The organism is Bradyrhizobium sp. 215_C5_N1_1, assembly GCF_052075935.1.
Classification (GTDB): Bacteria; Pseudomonadota; Alphaproteobacteria; order Rhizobiales; family Xanthobacteraceae; genus Bradyrhizobium; species Bradyrhizobium barranii.
Map to the genome: position 1 here is coordinate 7198765 of NZ_CP197228.1, position 18736 is coordinate 7217500.

General features: G+C 60.5%; 11 protein-coding genes and 1 pseudogene. 5 read left to right on the plus strand and 7 right to left on the minus strand.

Features of this window, described 5'->3' with window-relative positions:
* Positions 1–501: 501 nt before the first annotated feature.
* Complete coding sequence (locus tag AB7G19_RS34450) at positions 502–3876, plus strand: adenylate/guanylate cyclase domain-containing protein (protein WP_144030779.1); 3375 nt, start codon at positions 502–504, stop codon at positions 3874–3876.
* Here AB7G19_RS34450 and AB7G19_RS34455 read toward each other — a convergent pair.
* From AB7G19_RS34455 to AB7G19_RS34485, 7 genes are all read right to left on the minus strand, one after another.
* Positions 3866–4120 carry a hypothetical protein gene (locus AB7G19_RS34455; RefSeq protein WP_085402184.1) on the minus strand — a complete coding sequence of 85 codons (255 nt, stop codon included), beginning with the start codon at positions 4118–4120 and terminating at the stop codon, positions 3866–3868. The two genes, AB7G19_RS34450 and AB7G19_RS34455, sit on opposite strands and share 11 nt — an antisense overlap.
* Positions 4121–4129: 9 nt before the next feature.
* Positions 4130–4828, minus strand: a complete 699-nt coding sequence (locus AB7G19_RS34460) for a VOC family protein (protein ID WP_085402185.1) — start codon at positions 4826–4828, stop codon at positions 4130–4132.
* A 188-nt stretch (positions 4829–5016) separates the two neighbouring features.
* Positions 5017–7962 carry an FAD-dependent oxidoreductase gene (locus AB7G19_RS34465; RefSeq protein WP_201266197.1) on the minus strand — a complete coding sequence of 982 codons (2946 nt, stop codon included), beginning with the start codon at positions 7960–7962 and terminating at the stop codon, positions 5017–5019.
* Positions 7963–8320: 358 nt separating this feature from the next.
* Entirely contained in the window at positions 8321–8902 is a 582-nt protein-coding gene (locus tag AB7G19_RS34470) for a hypothetical protein (RefSeq protein WP_085402187.1), read from the minus strand.
* 121 nt (positions 8903–9023) lie between these two features.
* Positions 9024–9932: an encapsulin gene (locus AB7G19_RS34475; RefSeq protein ID WP_071917688.1), complete on the minus strand. Its 909-nt coding sequence runs from the start codon at positions 9930–9932 to the stop codon at positions 9024–9026.
* Positions 9933–10058: 126 nt separating this feature from the next.
* Positions 10059–10676 carry a DUF3237 domain-containing protein gene (locus AB7G19_RS34480; protein ID WP_441268743.1) on the minus strand — a complete coding sequence of 206 codons (618 nt, stop codon included), beginning with the start codon at positions 10674–10676 and terminating at the stop codon, positions 10059–10061.
* A gap of 929 nt (positions 10677–11605) precedes the next feature.
* Positions 11606–14824 (minus strand): DUF3237 family protein, encoded by a 3219-nt coding sequence (locus tag AB7G19_RS34485; RefSeq protein WP_161495858.1) that lies wholly within the window; start codon positions 14822–14824, stop codon positions 11606–11608.
* Between the two features lie 163 nt (positions 14825–14987).
* On the opposite strand from AB7G19_RS34485, the gene AB7G19_RS34490 reads away from it, so the two are divergent.
* From AB7G19_RS34490 to AB7G19_RS34505, 4 genes and pseudogenes are all read left to right on the plus strand, one after another.
* On the plus strand, positions 14988–15155 hold the full coding sequence (locus AB7G19_RS34490; RefSeq protein ID WP_161495859.1) for a hypothetical protein: 168 nt from the start codon (positions 14988–14990) through the stop codon (positions 15153–15155).
* Between the two features lie 507 nt (positions 15156–15662).
* Positions 15663–16065: pseudogene (locus AB7G19_RS34495) on the plus strand (DUF1194 domain-containing protein); the annotation flags it as partial.
* Positions 16066–16336: 271 nt separating this feature from the next.
* Complete coding sequence (locus tag AB7G19_RS34500; RefSeq protein WP_085402190.1) at positions 16337–16891, plus strand: thioredoxin family protein; 555 nt, start codon at positions 16337–16339, stop codon at positions 16889–16891.
* Between the two features lie 663 nt (positions 16892–17554).
* Positions 17555–18724 carry a saccharopine dehydrogenase family protein gene (locus AB7G19_RS34505; RefSeq protein ID WP_135215533.1) on the plus strand — a complete coding sequence of 390 codons (1170 nt, stop codon included), beginning with the start codon at positions 17555–17557 and terminating at the stop codon, positions 18722–18724.
* Positions 18725–18736 lie beyond the last annotated feature (12 nt).

Here is an 18736-nt window from a genome sequence, read left to right on the forward strand (position 1 = left end):
CCTCGGCGGATTTGCCTAGTCTAGCGGGCAACATGTTTGCTACTGCGGCGGGTGTGGGCGGACGCAGCTGCGCTCTTGGATCGATGCGGTTGGATCGATGCGGTGTTCATCTGCATCGACTGCGTGAAGCAAGGTCGTCGACTTCCAGAGAACGGTCCGGTGCCCCGAGCGGCAAATCAATTTTGCCGGGGGGCCCGGGCAGGCGATCTTCGCCAGCGCATCGATCAGCAATTCGCTGGTCCGAGGTCCGCGCGGGCACGGATTCGGCAAACTGTCGGAATAGCGCCCGGGCCTGCTCCATGTCGAGCGTCGGTACGTCATGCATTGATTTGTTGGTCCTCTATACCAATCGCTAGCGCACAGGGCGGGCATTCAGGGCTCGATTGGTATCGCGATTCCGCGCCCGTGAGGACGTGCTTTCGCGGTCTTTCTTGTGTAATCTCTTTCTGTAGTCGTCGGGCCAACACTTAGATAGGCGACGCACGGATCACGGTGACCGCGGTGCAACAAATTGCGGACTGGCTCAAAAAGCTCGGCATGTCCGAGTATGCGCAGAGGTTCGCCGAGAACGACATTGATATGGCCGTTCTCCCCGACTTGACCGACCAACATCTCAAAGACCTTGGCGTTTCGCTCGGCCACCGGTTGAAAATGCTGCATGCGATCCGCGATCTCAGCAACGTCTCGGCTGCCGTAACGGCACCTTCTGCACTCGTGGATATCGAGCCAACTCGGCGAGACGACGCCGAGCGTCGCCAACTGACGGTGATGTTCACCGACCTCGTTGGCTCGACCGCGCTCTCGACCACGCTCGACCCAGAGGATCTGCGTTCGGTAATCGGCGCTTATCATAAGTGCGTCGCGGAGACGGTCGCCCGGTTCGACGGCTTCGTGGCCAGGTACATGGGCGATGGGGTGCTCATCTATTTCGGCTATCCCCACGCTCATGAGGATGATGCCGAGCGTGCCGTCCGCGCAGGACTGGCGATCATCGAGGCGATCGGCAATCTGGGTATCCAGGAGCCGCTCCGGGTGCGTATCGGGGTCGCGACAGGCTTGGTCGTGGTTGGCGATCTCGTTGGTGCCGGCGAGGCCCAGGAACGCGGGGTGGTGGGCGAGACGCCGAACCTGGCGTCTCGTCTGCAGGGGATCGCTGAGCCGAGCACGGTTGTCATCGCCGAAGGCACCCGAAGGCTGCTCGGAAACCTCTTCGAGCTACAAGACCTCCGGCCGCAGGACCTCAAGGGCATCGCCGCGCCAACGCGGGCCTGGGTGGCGTTGCGGGCGAGCTCCGTGGAGAGCCGCTTCGAGGCGCTACACGCGACTGGCCTGACTGCCCTCGTCGGGCGGGAGGAAGAACTCGAATTGCTTCTACAGCGTTGGGCCAGGGCAAAGACAGGTGAAGGCCAGGCGGTCCTGATCGCCGGTGAGGCTGGGATCGGCAAGTCGCGTCTCACTGCCGCGCTTCTGGAACGACTCACCGGAGAGCCGCATACGCGTTTGCGCTATGTCTGCTCGCCGCAGCACACCGACAGCGCGCTATATCCGATCATCGGGCAGATGGAACGTGCCGCCGGGCTGGCGCACGACGATACACTGCACGCGAGGCTCGACAAGCTTGATACCCTGCTCGCTCAGACCTCGACCTCGATCGGGGACGCTTCGCTCTTTGCCGAGATGCTGTCGCTTCCGAATGATGGACGCTATCCCGCCCTCAAATTGACCCCGCAGCAGCACAGGCAGCGAACATTCGAAGCGCTCATCTCACAATTAGAAGCGCTTACACGGCAAAGCCCAGTCTTGATAATCTTTGAGGATGCGCATTGGACCGATCCTACGAGCCTAGAAGCTTTCGGCCGGATCGTGGCCAGGATTGAGACCCTTCGCGCGCTAATGATTGTGATATTCCGCCCGGAATTCGATCCGCCCTGGATCGGGCGGCAGCACGTGACCGCCATGACGATCAATCGGCTGACGAAACACCAAGTCGGCGCCATGATCGACGGCGTAGTCGGCAGCAAGCTGCTGCCGGCGGGCATCAGGCAGGACATCATCGAACGTACCGATGGCGTCCCCCTGTTCGTGGAGGAGATGACGAAGGCAGTGCTGGAGGCGGAGGGCCACGGCGCAGTCGAACGCACGATTGCCGTCATTCCGTCCCCGGCCTGGGCAGTCCCCGCAAGTTTGCACGCCTCATTGATGTCGCGGCTCGACCGGCTCGGCCCCGCCAAAGAAGTGGCACAGATTGGCGCGGCGATCGGCCGGGAGTTTTCGCATGCTCTCCTGGCGGCGGTGGTGCGCGTGCCAGCGGCGGAACTGGGATCAGTGCTGAACCGTCTCATAAAGGCTGGTTTGCTTTTCAGGTTAGGCTCGCCGCCGAATGCAACTTACCTATTCAAGCATGCTTTGGTGCGGGACGCGTCCTATAGCACGTTGCTGCGCCAGCCCCGCCGCGCGCTCCATGCACGCATTGCCGAAGCAATTGAAAGCCAATTCGCCGAAACAGCCGAGAGCCAGCCGGAACGGCTAGCACATCACTGCACTGAGGCCGGGCTGATCGAGAGGGCGGCGGCCTTATGGGGCAAGGCGGGACAGCGGTCGCTAGCGCGTTCAGCGCTAGTAGAGGCGACGGTTCAGCTAATCCGCGCTCTTTCACAGATTGCGACGCTGCCGGGCACACCAGCGCTGCGTGGCGACCAGATCAAACTGGAGGTCGCGCTTGTGAATGCCTTGATGAACACCAAGGGCCACGCGGCCCCTGAGACTATCGCATCTCTCGATCGAGCCCGCGCCTTCATCGAGCAAGCGGAGTCACTCGGAGAGCCCCCTGAAGACCCGTTGCTCCTGTTTTCAGTCCTCTATGGGTTCTGGGTCACGAACTATATAAAGTTCAAAAGCGACGCTCTCCTCGACCTTGCGACAGAGTGCTTGGCGCTTGCCGAGAAGCAGGGAACAATGGTTCCGCTCATGCTTGGGCATCGTATTATGGCTACGTCTCTGACGTGTACGGGCGTCCTTGCAGAAAGTCTGGCACATTACGATCAGGCGATCGCGATCTACGAACCCGCCGAGCATCGTACGCTGGCGGCTCGATTTGGCCAGGACATTAGGGTCGCAGCCCTATCCTATCGGTCCTGGGCTCTATGGCTTCTTGGCTTCCCGGAGGCTGCAGGCAGAGACGCTGAACAGGCGCTCAAGGAAGCGCGCGAGATCGGCCAAGCAGCCACTTTGATGTATGCCCTGTTCCATACATCCTTTACGCATATCTGCTGCGGAAACTATGCGGCAGCAAGCGCCGAAGCTAATGAACTTGTCCCCCTGGCAGACGAGAGAGGTTCATTGTTTTGGGGGTCGCTCGGAATGGTGGTCCAAGGTTGCGTCTTGGCCCTCACTGGGAAGGCCTCAGACGCGGTCCATGTGATCGACTCGGGTATCATCGCACGTCGGTCAACGGCGGCAACAGCGCTAGTGCCATTCTGCTTGTCGTATCTGGCGGGCGCTCATGCTGAACTCGACCACTTCGATGATGCACGGGACTGCATTCGCGAAGCGATGACCCAGGTAGAAACAACCAAGGAAAGTTGGTTTGAGGCCGAGATCAAGCGCATGGCAGGCGAAATCGAGCTATCGTCGCCCAACCCAAACGCAACGAAAGCGGAAGAATATTTCGAACATGCGCTGGCGGTCGCTCGTCAGCAGCAGGCAAAGTCCTGGGAACTGCGTGCGGCTGTGAGCATGGCGCGGCTGTGGTACGATCAGGGCAAACGACAGCAGGCCCACGATATTCTCGCCCCGGTCTATGGTTGGTTCACCGAGGGTTTCGACACGCTGGACTTGAAGGAGGCCAAATCGCTGCTGGAGCAGCTCAAGGCATGAGCGAGAGCAGCGAAACGTCGCGCAATTGATCGCTCGAACAGGCGCGCGCATCGATGCCGCCATGACCGCAACCATCGATTTCAAAGGATCGCCGCGCGATGTCGGCGGATCGAGCTTGGCCGCCAAGCCTCGCAAACCGGCCGCGCTCGTTCGGCGTGATGCCGGTGCAGCGGATCGCGATCAAGGCCAATGCGCCGCCGTCAAAGGCGAGTATGCCGCCACATACCGTGCGTCGCGCCGCCACGAAAATACATCACCGGAATCGCATAGTTCGGAGCAAGTGCGAACCGATTGCTGCCTTTGCGACAGGCCCTATCAGGTGACGAACGGGCCTGGCCTTGCCGTCCCAAGTGGCCGCTGCTTGCGTAACTTTTGCGAACATCTCGCGGATACGGGGCTGGAGCTCGATCAGTTCTACGATCTCGCAACCCCCCGCGATGGAATTGCGCACTGCATTTGCTTTTTCAGGCGCCACCTCTCCAAGACGAATTCGTTCCATCAGAGGACCGGCGCGAGCAGGCAGGGAAAAATAGGTGAAGCGGGCGCCCGAAAAAGACATCATCTGCTGGATCGTCGCGCCACACGCCTTGGTCTGCGCGACGGACCGCTGGTAATCGTGCGGCTCGACGCAAAAACCGCAGTGCTGAAGACCGCTCCTTCCGGCCGCAAGAAAGGCGCGCCAGCTTGACGGCTCATTGTCGAGCGGCTGAATAAGCTCCAGCTGCACCCCGCCGACCTGGCAGAATCCGAACATGATCAGCGGGCGTGAGGGCCTCTCCAGATACTTGTTATCAGTGACCACCACCGGACCAATCGTGAGCCAGGGCCCGATACCCTGGTCTATCCAGCCCTTGATGGCTTGCTCAAGATCGGGCACCACATAGCCGAGCTGATCAGCGCTTTTCTCAAGCAACGGGATGTCCGCATCGATTGGCTTGCTGAGGCGCTCCATACGATTCTCCGGTGCTGCCGAACGTTGTCGCGCAGACGTTCCGCGACAACCTACTATAACCCTGGAAAATTGCAGTAGGACGGCTGTGCCGCGGTCGCGCGCAGATGCAGCTTTCCTGGCGGGACTCAATCAAGGGATCTAAGAGCAATCGGGTTACGATGCCCCCATTCATTCCAACCTGAACCCGATTACGCGTCGCGCTGGGTCAGGAAGTTTATGCAAGTGCGCAGCCATTCGAGGTCTGGACCTGCAGGCACACCGGCGAACGCCGAGTTGTGGAATTCGCGCGCTGCAGCCTCTGCAAATTCGGCTGCCGCTCGCTGCGCCCATGGGATGCTCCCGCCGTCCGCGATGATCTGATGTAGCCTCAGCACTTCGCGCGGCAAACGTCGCTCGCGGGGCCGCGCCAGAAAGGTGCTAATCCACGCACGGTCAGTGGGATTCGCCCGACCCAGGGCGTGCGCGAGCAGAAGCGTCCGTTTGCCTTCCCAGAGATCTCCGTCGATCTCCTTGCCGTAACGCCCAATGTCGCCAACCAGGTTAAGAACATCGTCGGTGATCTGGAAAGCCAGTCCAAGCAGATAGCCAAACCGATCAAATCGACCGAGATTCTGGTCCTCGCCGTTGGCAACGAGTGCACCAATCCGCATGGGGTGAATGAAGCTGTACCAGGCCGTTTTCTTGAGCACGAGCCGCAGATAATCGTCTGTCGTAACTGTGAGATCATTGTCTCGTACCCATCCTAGTTCGTTGGCCTGCCCCTCCAAGGTCTCGACGACCATGTGATCGACTTCGTCGAAGATGCGCAGCGCCGTCACCGGGCCGAGCCGCTCGCCGGTCTTGCGGAAAAGGCGCATAGCGAGTGCGTTCATGGAATCGCCGGTGTTCACGGCAATTGGAATCCCGGCGCGGCGATGCATTGTCGCAACGCCACGCCGCCAGTCGCTACCGTCTTCAATATCGTCGTGCACGAGAAATGCATTGTGCAGCATTTCCAGGCCGGCGGCGGCAGGAAACGCATCCTCCGCGCGGCCGCCCAGCGCTCTCGCGGTCGCGATGCAGAGGGCAGGACGAAGGCCCTTGCCTGACCGGCCCATGAAATCCGTCACGAGCCCATACAGGTGGCGCTGCGGTTCCCACGTCGGTACACCTTCTGTGAGCATATCGGCCAGCATGTCGCGATACCACACCAGGCGGTCCAGAAAGCCGGCCGGGCCTACGATCTCGCCGGCCAATGGCACAGTATCCGCGACCTTGATCAACGCATCCTGCAGGGTGGGCACATCAACCAAGCGGCGCGCCATCGTCGCCGGGTCGACCGCATCAAGCGCGCCGACATCATCCGCGGCGGCACTGTGCGAGTCGAGCGTGTCGGCGACGGCATGGGTGAACGGCGATACCTGCTCGAGCAGGGAGCTCGCCTGCTCCAGCAGCGGCGACGCACCGCGTAAGGCGTGGGCAGCTACCTGCGCGAGTGAAGCGTCCCACGGCAGGCCGGCCTGGTATCGCGCAGCATCGCGCAGCCGCCATGGCAGGAGGATTTCAGGTTCGTGCAGCGGCCACAGCTCACAGCGGCTTCCGTCGAATTTCACGGCGTCAAGCAGGCCATTCACTGCGCGCCGAGCTGCCTCATTGGCTGCCTCCATCGTCGCGAGGTCGGTATGCGTGCGAACGTAGTCCGACGCCAGAAAAAGGTTTGGAATGGCGGTGGTCGCCTCGGGACGCAAGGCCCAGGTTTCGACTTGGTTCACCAGAAGCGGCTCGGAATTCCGTAGCCAGCCCGGGCGTGCGGGATCGTTCTCAATGTTTGCGCTGAGGAACCACGAATGCAAATCCTCATCGCGCAGCACCTCATCACCGGCATCATTGAGCGAGCGCTTGAGTTGATTCCATGTCTCGCGCACCACCTCTTCACGCGAGCACCGCATGGCTGGGCGTCCGTCCGATCCCGGCGCCGTCCAATCAGAAAGATCGACCGAGAGGATGCCGTGCACATCGCTGTCTCGGAACAGCTCAGACGGCACATCACGCCAGAACTGAAGCTGCGAGATGCTCGTGAGCGCCCATTCGGTGTCGATGTGAATCACGTGCCCGTGCGCCGACGGCACCGCGCGGTGCAGATAGAACTGCACGCCGTTCATCCACTCCAGGTTCGGAGCCAGCGCGCGCAGGTTGGCGAGCGTCGGGTCGGCTGCCGCCAGGCGGTCGCTCACCAGGGGGGCGATGTCCTCGAGCGGGAGCGCCGCCACGTAGTGGTCGCCATGCACCATGATGCGCTGGCCGTGCTGGCGAGCGACGACGCCGGTGATCCGTCCGCTCTCGTAAAGGATCTCCTCGACCCGTGCGTTCTTGACGTACCGCACCCCTCTCGATTCGAGATACGCAAGCCACGGGTCGATCCAGACGAGATTCGTCGGCCCATCGAGCACGCGATCAGTCGATCCCGCGATCGGATTCAGGATCGTGAGCACCAGCTGCACAAAGATGTCGCCGATAGTGCGCGCACTGGCCTTGCGCGCTTTGGACGCCACCAGCGAGCGCGTTATGCCGGTGGCGAGGAACTTCTGGTATGACTCCGACCGCTGCTCGGCGCCGACGAACTCCCACCAGCTCGTGCGTTCGTATTCTGCGAGCCGGCGCTGGGGGCACGACGTGAGTATCTGCCAGACGCGCGCACCGAAGAATGCCAGATCGTCGGGTGTGAGGCCGGTGGAGTGTTCGAACAACAGCAGGATGTCCCGCAACGTGGTGCCGGCATCGCGGGGCGAGAGCGGAAAGCCCGCCGGTACGACGAACGGGGGCTCGTCGTATTGCGTGAACTCCAGTCGCGTGGTCGGCACCAGGTGATCCGCCACCTTGCTCCCGTCAAACGACGGTATGCGGCGCATGGTCTCGATTACGTGCTTGTAGAAACCTGGGAAGAATCGAAACCCATGCTCGCCGGGCACCCGATGCTGGATCGAACTCCCAGCGCCATCGGCGACCTGATGTCCGCTGGTGTCCTCGCCCTCGTGGAAGACGGGAATGCTGCGGGCCTTGCCTCCCGCAATATCGCCGCTCTCGAGCACCACGACATCAAAGCCGCGCTCGACCAACTCGTGCGCGGCACTCATGCCGGCGACACCGCCGCCCAAGACGATAACCTTAGTAGGCATGCTTCACCGAGCCATGACCACTTAGTCCGACTTTTAGCCAGCTTTGGAGGCGTCACCGAGCGCGCGGGACGCGATACATCGGATCATTTTCGACTATCTCACGAGCACTTTCAAGCATGAGCTTCATTGCCCAAAGTTGCCAAACGTACGCCAGCGGCCATCTGTATTTGACCAAGTAGAAAAGCTCGAAGCGATCCGTATTAGGAATTGGGCGTAGCTGTGCGATCAGATCTGAACTACGGCGTTCAACTATCACATAAGCGCCGCTTCGCTGCGATTTTCGTGCCTAAATCTCGTTACGGCATCACGCGGGAAACCGCCGATGCACATTTTTTGATTACGCCGTCGGTGAGTTTGCTGATTTGGCCTTAACGCTTTCTTCGTAGGAGTTGCTCTTCTGGCTGACGGAATTTTCTTCTTCTTGCTGACGGAATTTTTTTTGCGAAGCGGCATCGCGCAGTACGAGATAGAGTCCCTGCGCGTTTGCTTTCACATCATATGCGAGGGTAATGATTTTCCCCCAGCGTTCGTTAATTAAGTCAATGACAACCAATAGACCTTCACCGAGGTCGGTCGGCGCCTGCACAGTTATTTTTTGGTTTTTCAGTGTCACGTCCTTTAGCGTGATCTCATCGACCACATTGATCTTCACTCTTTTGGTTTGCACAATTATCTGCAGGGCGTCTTTCTCCGTCATCGCACGGACAGATCTCAAAACTTCAGTGCCTATTTCGATTGGCGCTACCACGCCTTTTTTTTCTTTTACGTCCAGCTCTGCCATACGCGCCTTAATGGTAGCCAGTTCTTTGCCTGCCTCAGGCGCACCTTCCACCTTGGCCCATAGCGCATCCAGCTTCATTTGCTGGGCCGCTACCAGCTCGCGCAAGTCCGCCAGGTTCTTTTCCGTAGCTTTATCCATTGAGATCTCTCCAATTGGTTTCGAGATTCCCGTCTTTGTTCACTGAGACAATGACCCATGGACCGCCACCTTAGCCCCGAGACATTTGTCCGCACACGCCGCGATCGCCGGATGTCAATCGCTACGGTCCCCTCAGCGGTATGATCGCTTCGGATTCCTTGATGCGGAGCGCCATCTTCTCGCACACACGGAAGACGAAATTTGGATCGGCTGTGACTTGCAGGAACTGGACACATACGTCTGTGGCGATGACTAGCTCGACTGGCTCGCCGCCAAGTGCCACTACCACGCCGGACCCAACGCCGACAGCGACGTCAAGCGTGGATGAGCGGAGCAGCGGACCGCCGCCCAGAAACGGGAGGATGCGATCTTGCGGCAATACAAGAAGCGCCGTTGGAGTCTGAGCGACAAGAAACAGATTCTGGTCAAGCACCACCGCGAACGGTCCGAAATGGCCCTGCTCTTCCAGGCGGCCAATGGCGCCGGCTATCGCGCCCACCAGGTCCAGGCGCGGCGGCAGCCATGGAATACTAACAACCTGCTGCGCCGGTAGGTTTCTCCAAAGTCCAGGGCTTACCTGCCCGCCGGTGATTTCCCAGACCCTATTTGGGAACGCAGGGCCGACATCTATAGGGGGGGCAACCCTATTCTGTCCCGGGAATGCTGCGTTGTATGCTACGTCTTGCCCTAATCCCCTGAAGACGACGGCGTCCTCAAGGCGAGCCAGTACGTTGGCAGCGCGCCGAAATAAGGCCAGCACGCTGGTCATCTCCGGATCGGCCATCTGCGCACCGCGCACGGTCACCCTTACCTGTAACGTCGCCAACTGGATGACATCCCTGTCCTGAATAGCTATCGCATTCGGCGAGATAAGTTCCTTCCTCACGAAGTCGGTATCCCCGGGCAGCGGTCCAAGCAACGGAAGGAACGTCGCCGCAATCCGTGCGCGGCTAGCTTCCTCTTGAACGGCTTTGTTGACGCGAGCCCACTGCTCGTCGGTCCAAGGCACTTGCGGATTATCGGTTGTCATCTCAGAGGCCCCCCTAATTAGATACATCGGGAACGAGATGTCGTTTGTGCTTGCGCACGAACGCAAATATCTTGAGCTCAAAACACCGTCGGCGCGCACTCCACGAGTGCGGCTTCGAATGAGTCTTCAGTCTACATGTTTTGCTGCCCCCGCCGTTACGACGTATATGTCGTACGAGGCGCGAAGCGTCTTCATGTCCACTCTGCCAACGCCAATACACTGGGCGCGGTTGAGCCAAGCGAGTTCTTTGTCAGCGGTCGCGTAGGTTGGAGCAAGAACGAACGGCGGCAGTATACCGAAATCTCCGCGGATGGCACGTGCGTAGCCGTCCGCACCCAGGTCAAGGATGCCATCATACAAGCAGTCGATCCGCGCGCCAGACAGCGTCTGCAGACACTCCGTCACGTTGACTATTCCAACACCATCCTTGCGGATGCGCAGCCAGTTGACCCCGCCGGGCCGGACGATCCCCTCGAAGCGCGGCCCAACGAAGCGTCCTTCCGTGACGTGCAAGTTGATCCGCAGTCCATCCGGCACAACGCCTATTACCTCCGTACGGATGGCCACCGTGCCGGCCCAGAGGAACGTGGTATCCCAGTCCCAGCGGAGCTCGCCTGCAGGTAGAGCAGCGGTCTCGACCGGTGCCGCTCCGCAGCGCACCTGATACCGGGGACATTCGGCGGACTCCCGTAGGCGCGGAGAGATCGGCTGGCCGGCAAAGCCAAGCACCGGCAGAAACTCCACCGTTCCGCCGGATTGGCCCGGCAGGAGCGCCCGGAATAGCCGACCGTTCGCACCGTGGACGCGCGGCGCGGATTGCCCGATTGCCTGGCGGACCGGGCCTCCGTTCACCCGGTACTCCACCGTGACGGCGTGACCCGGCCGCACTGGAGAGACCGCTACCGTCACAGATGCCGGGGTTCCCGGAGAAATCACCGCGGGGGGCACGGGCGTATCCGCCTCGCCCCATCGCAACTCCGAGCCGTCCCAAGCGCGCTGCATCGAAGGCATGCATGCTGCCGTAGCTGGAGCTTCATCCGTTTGCAGCGTCAAAGAAGGCGCCGGAAGAAACCGGTCACACGCCGGAATAGGTAAGGGCTTTGCCGCAGCTTCCGCGAAAACGCACGGCCGTCTATTGACGAATCCGCGCGACGGGGAATTCATCGGACGCTCCGCGGCGTGAGATCGAGGCCCCGGCGCACCCGCCATGCTTCGTCTTCCTCGGCGAGGATTTCGAGTGCGCGCGCAATGAGATCGCCGGGATTGGTCACCATGGGGGGTGTCCAAGCCGCCGCCTGCCGCACCGAGGGGTCTCCCAAGCGCGCAGCGCTTTGGCGTGCTGATCGAAGCGCGTCAAAAGGTTGTCGAAGAAGGCCGCGCTTTTGGGCCGCCCCGGTCTGGACGCCAGCCGCATCGGCAAGTCCCGGTAAACGCGACAGCGGCGACGCCCCCGGAGGAGAGAGCCCCGAGTCTTCGACCGCGCTTTTCGATCCATAGCATTTGCCTTGCATTTGCTCGACCGACTTCGGATCCTGGTTCTGTCTAATAGACTACATTGTATTGCGTGTACAGGACAGGGGCTGCTGCCGGTAGTTGGGCGACTGGCGGATCTCAACACGCCGGCGCCAGCCCACTTAGGGCGACGAAAAACCGCTTGCCAGCGGCGCGATACCCTATCGCAAGGCGGATCTGTAGAACCCGATATCGTCTTGGATCACCGCGTCCAGTCCGACTGGTACGCGAGCAGGATTCGCCAGATCAAGCTTCCGAAACGCGATCTTGTCGCGCCAGACCTTTCGCAAAAAATCCTCAAATACGAGAATTGTCAGTCGTTCACCCGCACATCGTCGGTATCCAAAGCCGAACGGAGCAAAGCCGGCATAGTCACAAACCGGATAGCTTCGTTCGTCCGCAACGACAAATAACGTGCCGAAGCCGCTATTTGTAATACGGGCGTTTCGTCCGTCCTTGATCTTGAAACTGGTGATGTCAAAGGGACACCGTGCCAGGCCGATCTGCCGACATTTGTCATCGTTGATCTGCGCGCTGGTCGGGACGCGGAGATATCGTTGCGGATCGAACGTATTCGGATCCGTCCAGTGAACCGGATCCAGGCTGGTGCTGGCATGCGGTGTGGATACATAGCTGTCCCTTTCAAACGGCATGTCGAGCTTTTGCTGCGGAGCCTCCCCGCGGACGCTTGATCTCGCATCATGGATGGCGGAGACGCTGCCACCGTTCGGCGAAATCACGCGAAACAATTCCATTACGAATAGCTCAAGTGGCGAGAAAGACGCACCTCCGGCAGTGTCGAAATTTCCGCCCATTGTCTTCTGAAATGATGCTCGCACGGCCTGGTCGCCGCGGTCTTCCGACAGGAGCGACATGACCCGGAAAATCGCATTGCCCCATTGGCTTAGCGCGACGAAATCGTGGAGGCACTCAATGACCATGTCCTTCTTGCTGAAATGACCGCCGTCCTGGGCATTCTTCAGCCAATGCCAGGCCATGGTTCTCTCGGGATTTTTGATTTTGCCCGATTGGATATCGCTGATGCGTTTGCCGATCCACGATTTGAGAAAATCCTGAAGCTCACGAACCTTCATATAGTTTTGGTAGGTAACTGGCAGCAACGGATCCCGATAGGCAAAGACCGTATTGAACGCCTTTCCTATTTCACGAACCTCACGGGGAATATCGCTGCCAACAAGTCCAAGGTGAAGGTCCCAATAGAGGTCGAAATAGTGGTCGAGGTAGTGCTGCATGAATGGCCTGTCAGCAAATTTCTGATCTAAGAGCTTGTCAAAAAAAGCTGTAACTTTGGCGCGGTACATCGGCTTATAGAGATCGGGCGTCACCGCCGAAAAATAAATTCGCTTGCGAAGATTATTCTCACCCCGCTTCTCGAGACCTTGCAGGAAAACCATCACGCCCTCCTCAGGGGTCGGTTTCCAGTCACGATAGATGAGACCAAAACGATCACGAGGGAGTGCATTCTCCTTACTGAAATTAAGGTCAATCATTGGCAACAGGGGCCGCTCCCCTTCGTAAACGTTCGTCAGGAAGAACGGTATGACGACTTTCTCGACGTAGATCGGATCGAAATTGGCAGGAATCGCGGCGCGAAAACGTTCAACCGCGGTGATGATCTGCTCCGGTATCGGTGACTGTGCTGCAGCGCTGGACGCCTCTTGTGCTCGCTCCCCCACCCGCACCACGTACATGTCGAACTGCGCGCGAAGCGCGCTCATGTCCACCTTCCCCACACCGATGCACTGGACGCGGTTGAGCCATTCGAGCCTCGGATCCGCAGTCTCATATGTCGGTGTGACCACGGCGGAGATTTGCTGGTCATACTCACCGCGCAGCGCCCGAGCGTAGCCGTCGGGACCAAAATCGGCGACCCCGCCGTAGGCGCCGTACACGCGAACGCGGTCCCGCGTCTCGAAACACGCCCGGACGTTGACGATCGCAATTCCATCCGGGCGGATATGCATCCAGTCCGCCGCGCCGGGTAACACGACGGCATCGTGACCCGGCCCAACGAAGGTCCCTTCCGTGATGTGCCAATTGACCCGGAGGCCGTCGGACATTGGGCCGACCAATTCTTTGCGGAGCACCACCTTCAATGATCCGAGGAAGCTCGTATTCCAAGCCAAGCGGAATGGGGCAGAGGCGGCCTCTTCGGATGCCCCCCAACGAAGGCGCGAGCCGGCGTTTGCCATTCCCTCGCATGCAGCCGAACTGTCGCGGGCGCAACGCGGGGTCTGATCCGCCAGGCCGGTGATCACCCCCCTCACCTTGGGAAAAAAACCCAGCACTTTGGGCGTGAAGCCCCATGCGAGAAGGGTCCGACCTTCTTCCGAGCTCCGGTCGAAGTGCAAAGATCCTGGCATCACCGGCTGCAGCCGAGGGGCGACATCGCTTCGCCACTGCCAGCAAACGACCGGCCCCTGCCCGATGCGCGCGACCGCCGGGTAGACGCATTCGGCACCGCGCGGAAGCGCCTGCAGCGTGACGCCGGCTGTTTTGGCCGCCTGAGCTACCACTGACTCGTATGCCGTCGGATCCCCGGTAAGCGCCAGGTCTCCCTGGACGACGCCACGTCTGTGCTGGTCTTTGATCGACAAGTGAAGCCGGCGACCGATGCACGCCATATCGATGGTCCCGGGCCGCTTGTCGGTACCCATGCGCTCGCGGCCGACGTCGATCGCAACCTGGGTCGTATCGAGCAGTCGGAACATGTACATCCGCGCTTTGTTCTCATACACCGCTGTTGCGGGATCGAACGATCCATCAAGCATCACAAGCACGCTCGATGCGCCGTTGGAGGCCGCCTTCAGGGACGCCTGGCTTTCGGGAGCGTTGTCCGCCACGGCAGCAACCACTATGAACATGGCGGCATACGGCCGGATCGAGGTGTCGGTGAACTTATTCGACCAGAGCTGTGCGACAGCCGCGTGCCTGCCGTCCGCGTACTTCAAGGTTATCGGCCTGTAGCCACTGCCGGCCAATGCGGCATTCACGAGAGGTACATTGGAGCACTCGCCGTAGAGGTGCACCATTTGACCGTTATAATACTGAAGCTCATTCGGCACGACTGCGCCGCTGGCGGTCGTATAGGTCTTGCCCGTGATGATGTACTTGTCGAAGAGTGGTTCGTACCGCTCATTATCGACATCGGACGGTGGCGGCACGAACGCGTCCAAAGTCAACTTGCTCTTCGCTTCTCGGGACAGTTGCTGCTCGAAGGTGCGAAGGACTTCTTGAACGTCCTCTTTGCTATGAGGAATCTGCAAGAGTCGAATGACATCCGAATTTCCGAGCTCGCCGGCTGCGGCGAGCCGAGTGGCCTCGCGGATCATTCCGCTGCTACGAATCGCTGTGCCCACGCTGGTCTCCCTTGAATAGAATGAACCGCGCCAGGAGCCGCGCCGCTTTGTCCGTTCGAACCATTATTCCTGAGCGCGAATGTCGGAATTTATAATATCCTGCTGGTCCTTGCGAATGCCACACTTATCCACCTCCTGGAAGTGATCCGACTTGAGGTATGTGTTGGGCCTCAAGGAGGACTACAAACGGCAAAAACGCTACATGCCCGAAGAGATCGTCGCGAAGCCTGCGGTAGGTCGAATGTCCTGGTCTCGCAGGGCAAAACATGTCCAGGCGATCGGCCAGATCGGCGTGGGCCCTTTCGTCGGCGAGGAATTTCTGGAGGTGTAAACAGCACGCCGCCAGCGCCAACAGAAAGCCTAGCCCGCAAGTCCGCGCGGGCGGTGGCTTGCATTAGCGGCACATGAGGTCGCGGCCGCGCGCGAAGTATCGAACAACTGCCGATCGAGGGTCATTGCATCGGTCAGGGACCCCAATGGTGTGCTCGAAAAGTTGCTGTTGCCGCTCGATGCCCAGCGAAGAACGGTGGCCGGAAAGCCGCCATTTTGCGTTTGAGAAGTTCTTCGCGTGAAGGGTTCGGAAGTTGTGCCTGCCGTAAATCACATCCGGCCATATTGATGGTGCAGTCCGCCCAAGATCGGGCGGCAGACGACATTCCCGGCCCACTCAACGCCGCGAGGGACTGGGGCATCCTTGTTCAATGACAAATGAGTGCGCGTGCCGTTGGAGCTTGCTCGCTACGCAATCGTCAGGTGGATCGATCAGACGGGTCGCAGCGATGTGCTCGTTTTTGGCCCGGCTGGGAATGGGACGGTGCGAGGGACGGAAATCGGCGATCTGTTCGAAGAGAATCCGTATCGCGGGTTGCGGCGCGTCATCGACATTTCCGGCGATGGGTCGAACAACGACGGAGCCCCCCGTAACCGGCGCGCGCGACGCTGCCCTGGAGAAAGGCATCATCATCAACGGCCTCCCGATCATGATGAAGGAGCCATCCCTCTCGACGACCGATATCGAGAACCTCGATCTCTATTACGAGGACTGCGTGATCGGAGGGCCGGGCGCCTTCATCATGACGATCAAAGATCGCGAAAAATTCCAGGCAGCGATCCGGACCAAGCTTGTTCGCGAAGTTGCGGGCCTCACGCCAGAGAGCGGGATCGTCCCAGCCGCCGAGAAAGAGCCCCGGGTGCCCTGTCTGATCGGCGAAAAAAAATCGCAGGAGCGCGGCCGGAGGTGAGTGTCGAGACGATCATTCAGAGCCGCCGGGCGAACAAACTTTAGACAGCAGTTTATCATGGTCGCAGCCCCACGCGTCGGGACATTGGAGCTGCTAACGTCCGTTCGTGGCCTACACCGACGAAATCCCGCGCTCGTCCCAATGACGGCTGTTAAGGGGCGACCGGAAATGGCTAACATATGGCCAAAACAACGCGACTGGCGAGTAGGCTTTGGAAACTGTGCCCCAGCAGGCCGTAGTCAGCATATATTTGGGCACAAGGAGGTGCGAAATGGCGACAGCAGCTACCCAAGTCGTTCTTGATACGCCGGCGCCCGTGTTCCAGCTTCCGGCCACCGACGGCAAGATTTACGCACTGGACGACGTTGCCGGCGAAAAAGGCACGGTCGTCGTCTTCATCTGCAACCATTGTCCCTATGTCAAAGCGGTGATCGACCGCATGGTTTCGGACGCCCGCGTGCTGATGTCGGGGAGCATAGGCTTTGCGGCGGTTTGCTCGAACGATGCGGCGAACTATCCCGAAGACTCATTTGAGAATATGAAGCGTTTCGCGAAGGCTCATGATTTCCCGTTTCCATATCTCCACGACGAGACCCAGACAGTCGCTCGGGCGTATGGGGCGGTCTGTACGCCGGACTTCTTCGGTTACAATGCCGACCGCAAGCTCAAGTATCGCGGCCGGCTCGACGATGGGCGTGCAACTCCGCCTCGCGCGGGGGCGCCCCGAGAGCTTGTCGAGGCCATGCGCGCGATTGCGACCACCGGTCTTGCGCCGGCTGACCAAAAGGCGTCTATTGGCTGCTCGATCAAATGGAAGGACGAATGAAGCCGATCCCTGTCAACAGGTTTCGTATCTGAGACCGCCGCGTACGGCAGCATTTGCTGCACATGTGCGATTTGACTAGCGGCATCACGAGGACCCTGCGGCTGCTGCCGGAGTCGCGTTCGCCCCTTCTCCTTCAGGTCTGCTTCCGGGGCAACACGAGGCTTCGGCTCCTGCAATCCGACCCGTCAGTGCTGCGTCGCTTTTGCGACACCGATCGACTCCTGTCGAGCGCTTGGACCAGATTTGCTCACCCTGAGTTCTTCCGGTGTTGGCCCGTTTGGGGCACGCCAACCGGCCCGGAAACTGTCCGCTTGTCGAGGGGAAGACGGGAAGTGGCTCGCCCGCGGTCAAAATGGCGTGTTGACTCCAACCGGTCGTTGCGCACCCCAAGACAGGAACTGTGGTATCCTCCGTCAAATGCGATGGGACGGTTCAACGAAAGCGGCTGCCCCCTCTAGTGGCACTTGCTGCGCGTCCTCGTGTCCTCGCCGGGCTCCGGGACAGCACAAAATGGCCTGGCATCCCCACCTCTTAGGCGCCTGCTCGGCCCGCGCCGACGAGGTGATCGAATGAGCGCGCTAGGCAAGCTGGTGCGATCCTGCCGGCGGAAGACCGGTCCGAGTAAGGGGTAACGCCCTCCCGGGTTCGAGGAGGACCAGCGTCGTGAAGCGGGACTTCGACCTCATCGTCTATGGCGCGACGGGTTACACCGGCCGTCTCGTCGCCGAATATCTGACGACGTCCTATCGCGGCGACGATGCTCCGTCCTGGGCGATCGCGGGACGCTCGACCGACAAGCTCCAGAAAGTGCGTGCCGACATCGGCGCACCAGACGATTTGACTTTGGTGAAGGCGGATGCCGCCGAGCCGGCCAGCCTGCGTTCGATGTGCGAGCGTGCGGCCGTGATTATCACGACGGTCGGGCCTTATCAGCTTTACGGCCCCGAGCTTGTGGCGGCCTGCGCGGCCACCGGCACTGGCTATGTCGATCTGTGCGGCGAACCGGCGTGGATGCGGCGCATGATCGACGCCCATCACGAAGAGGCGAAACGGACCGGCGCGCGCATCGTCTTCTCCTGCGGCTTCGATTCCATCCCGTTCGATCTCGGCGTGCTCACGTTGCAGGAGAAGGCGCGCGAGAAATTCGGACGCCCGGCGCGGCGGGTTAAAGCCCGCCTGCGCAAGGTGAAAGGCGGCATGTCGGGCGGCACCGCAGCGAGCGCCCAGGCGACGTTGGCGGCCGCGGCGCGCGACCCGGCCCTGATCCGGCTGCTGACCGATCCCTTCGCGCTGACACCCGGGTTCACCGGGCCGTCTCAGCCGTCCGGCCTTATCCCCGAATACGACCCGAGCATGAACGTGTGGCTCGTGCCGTTTCCCATGGCGCCGGTCAACACCAAGAACGTACACCGCACGAATTTCCTGTTGGGTCATCCCTACGGCACGGACTTCGTTTACGACGAGATGATGGTCGCGCCCGGATTTGGGGAAATCGGTCGCGTGACGACGGAGACCTTCGCCACCATATTTTCCCTGCTCGGGACCGGCGGTCTCAAACCCGGTGCAGGCCCGACTCGGGAAGAGCGCGCGAAGGGCTTCTACGACATCCTCCTCCTGGGCGAGCTGCCGGATGGCCGACGGGTCGAGGCGGTCGTCACGGGCGACCGCGATCCGGGCTACGGCTCGACCAGCAAGATGATCGCCGAGAGCGCTCTCTGCCTCGTGCGCGACGTGCAGGGCGAGGGCGGCACCTGGACGCCGGGCGCGCTGATGGGTCCGGCGTTGCGCAAGCGTCTAAGGGAGCGCGCCGGCCTCACCTTCAACGCGCGTTGAGGTAACGCTCGG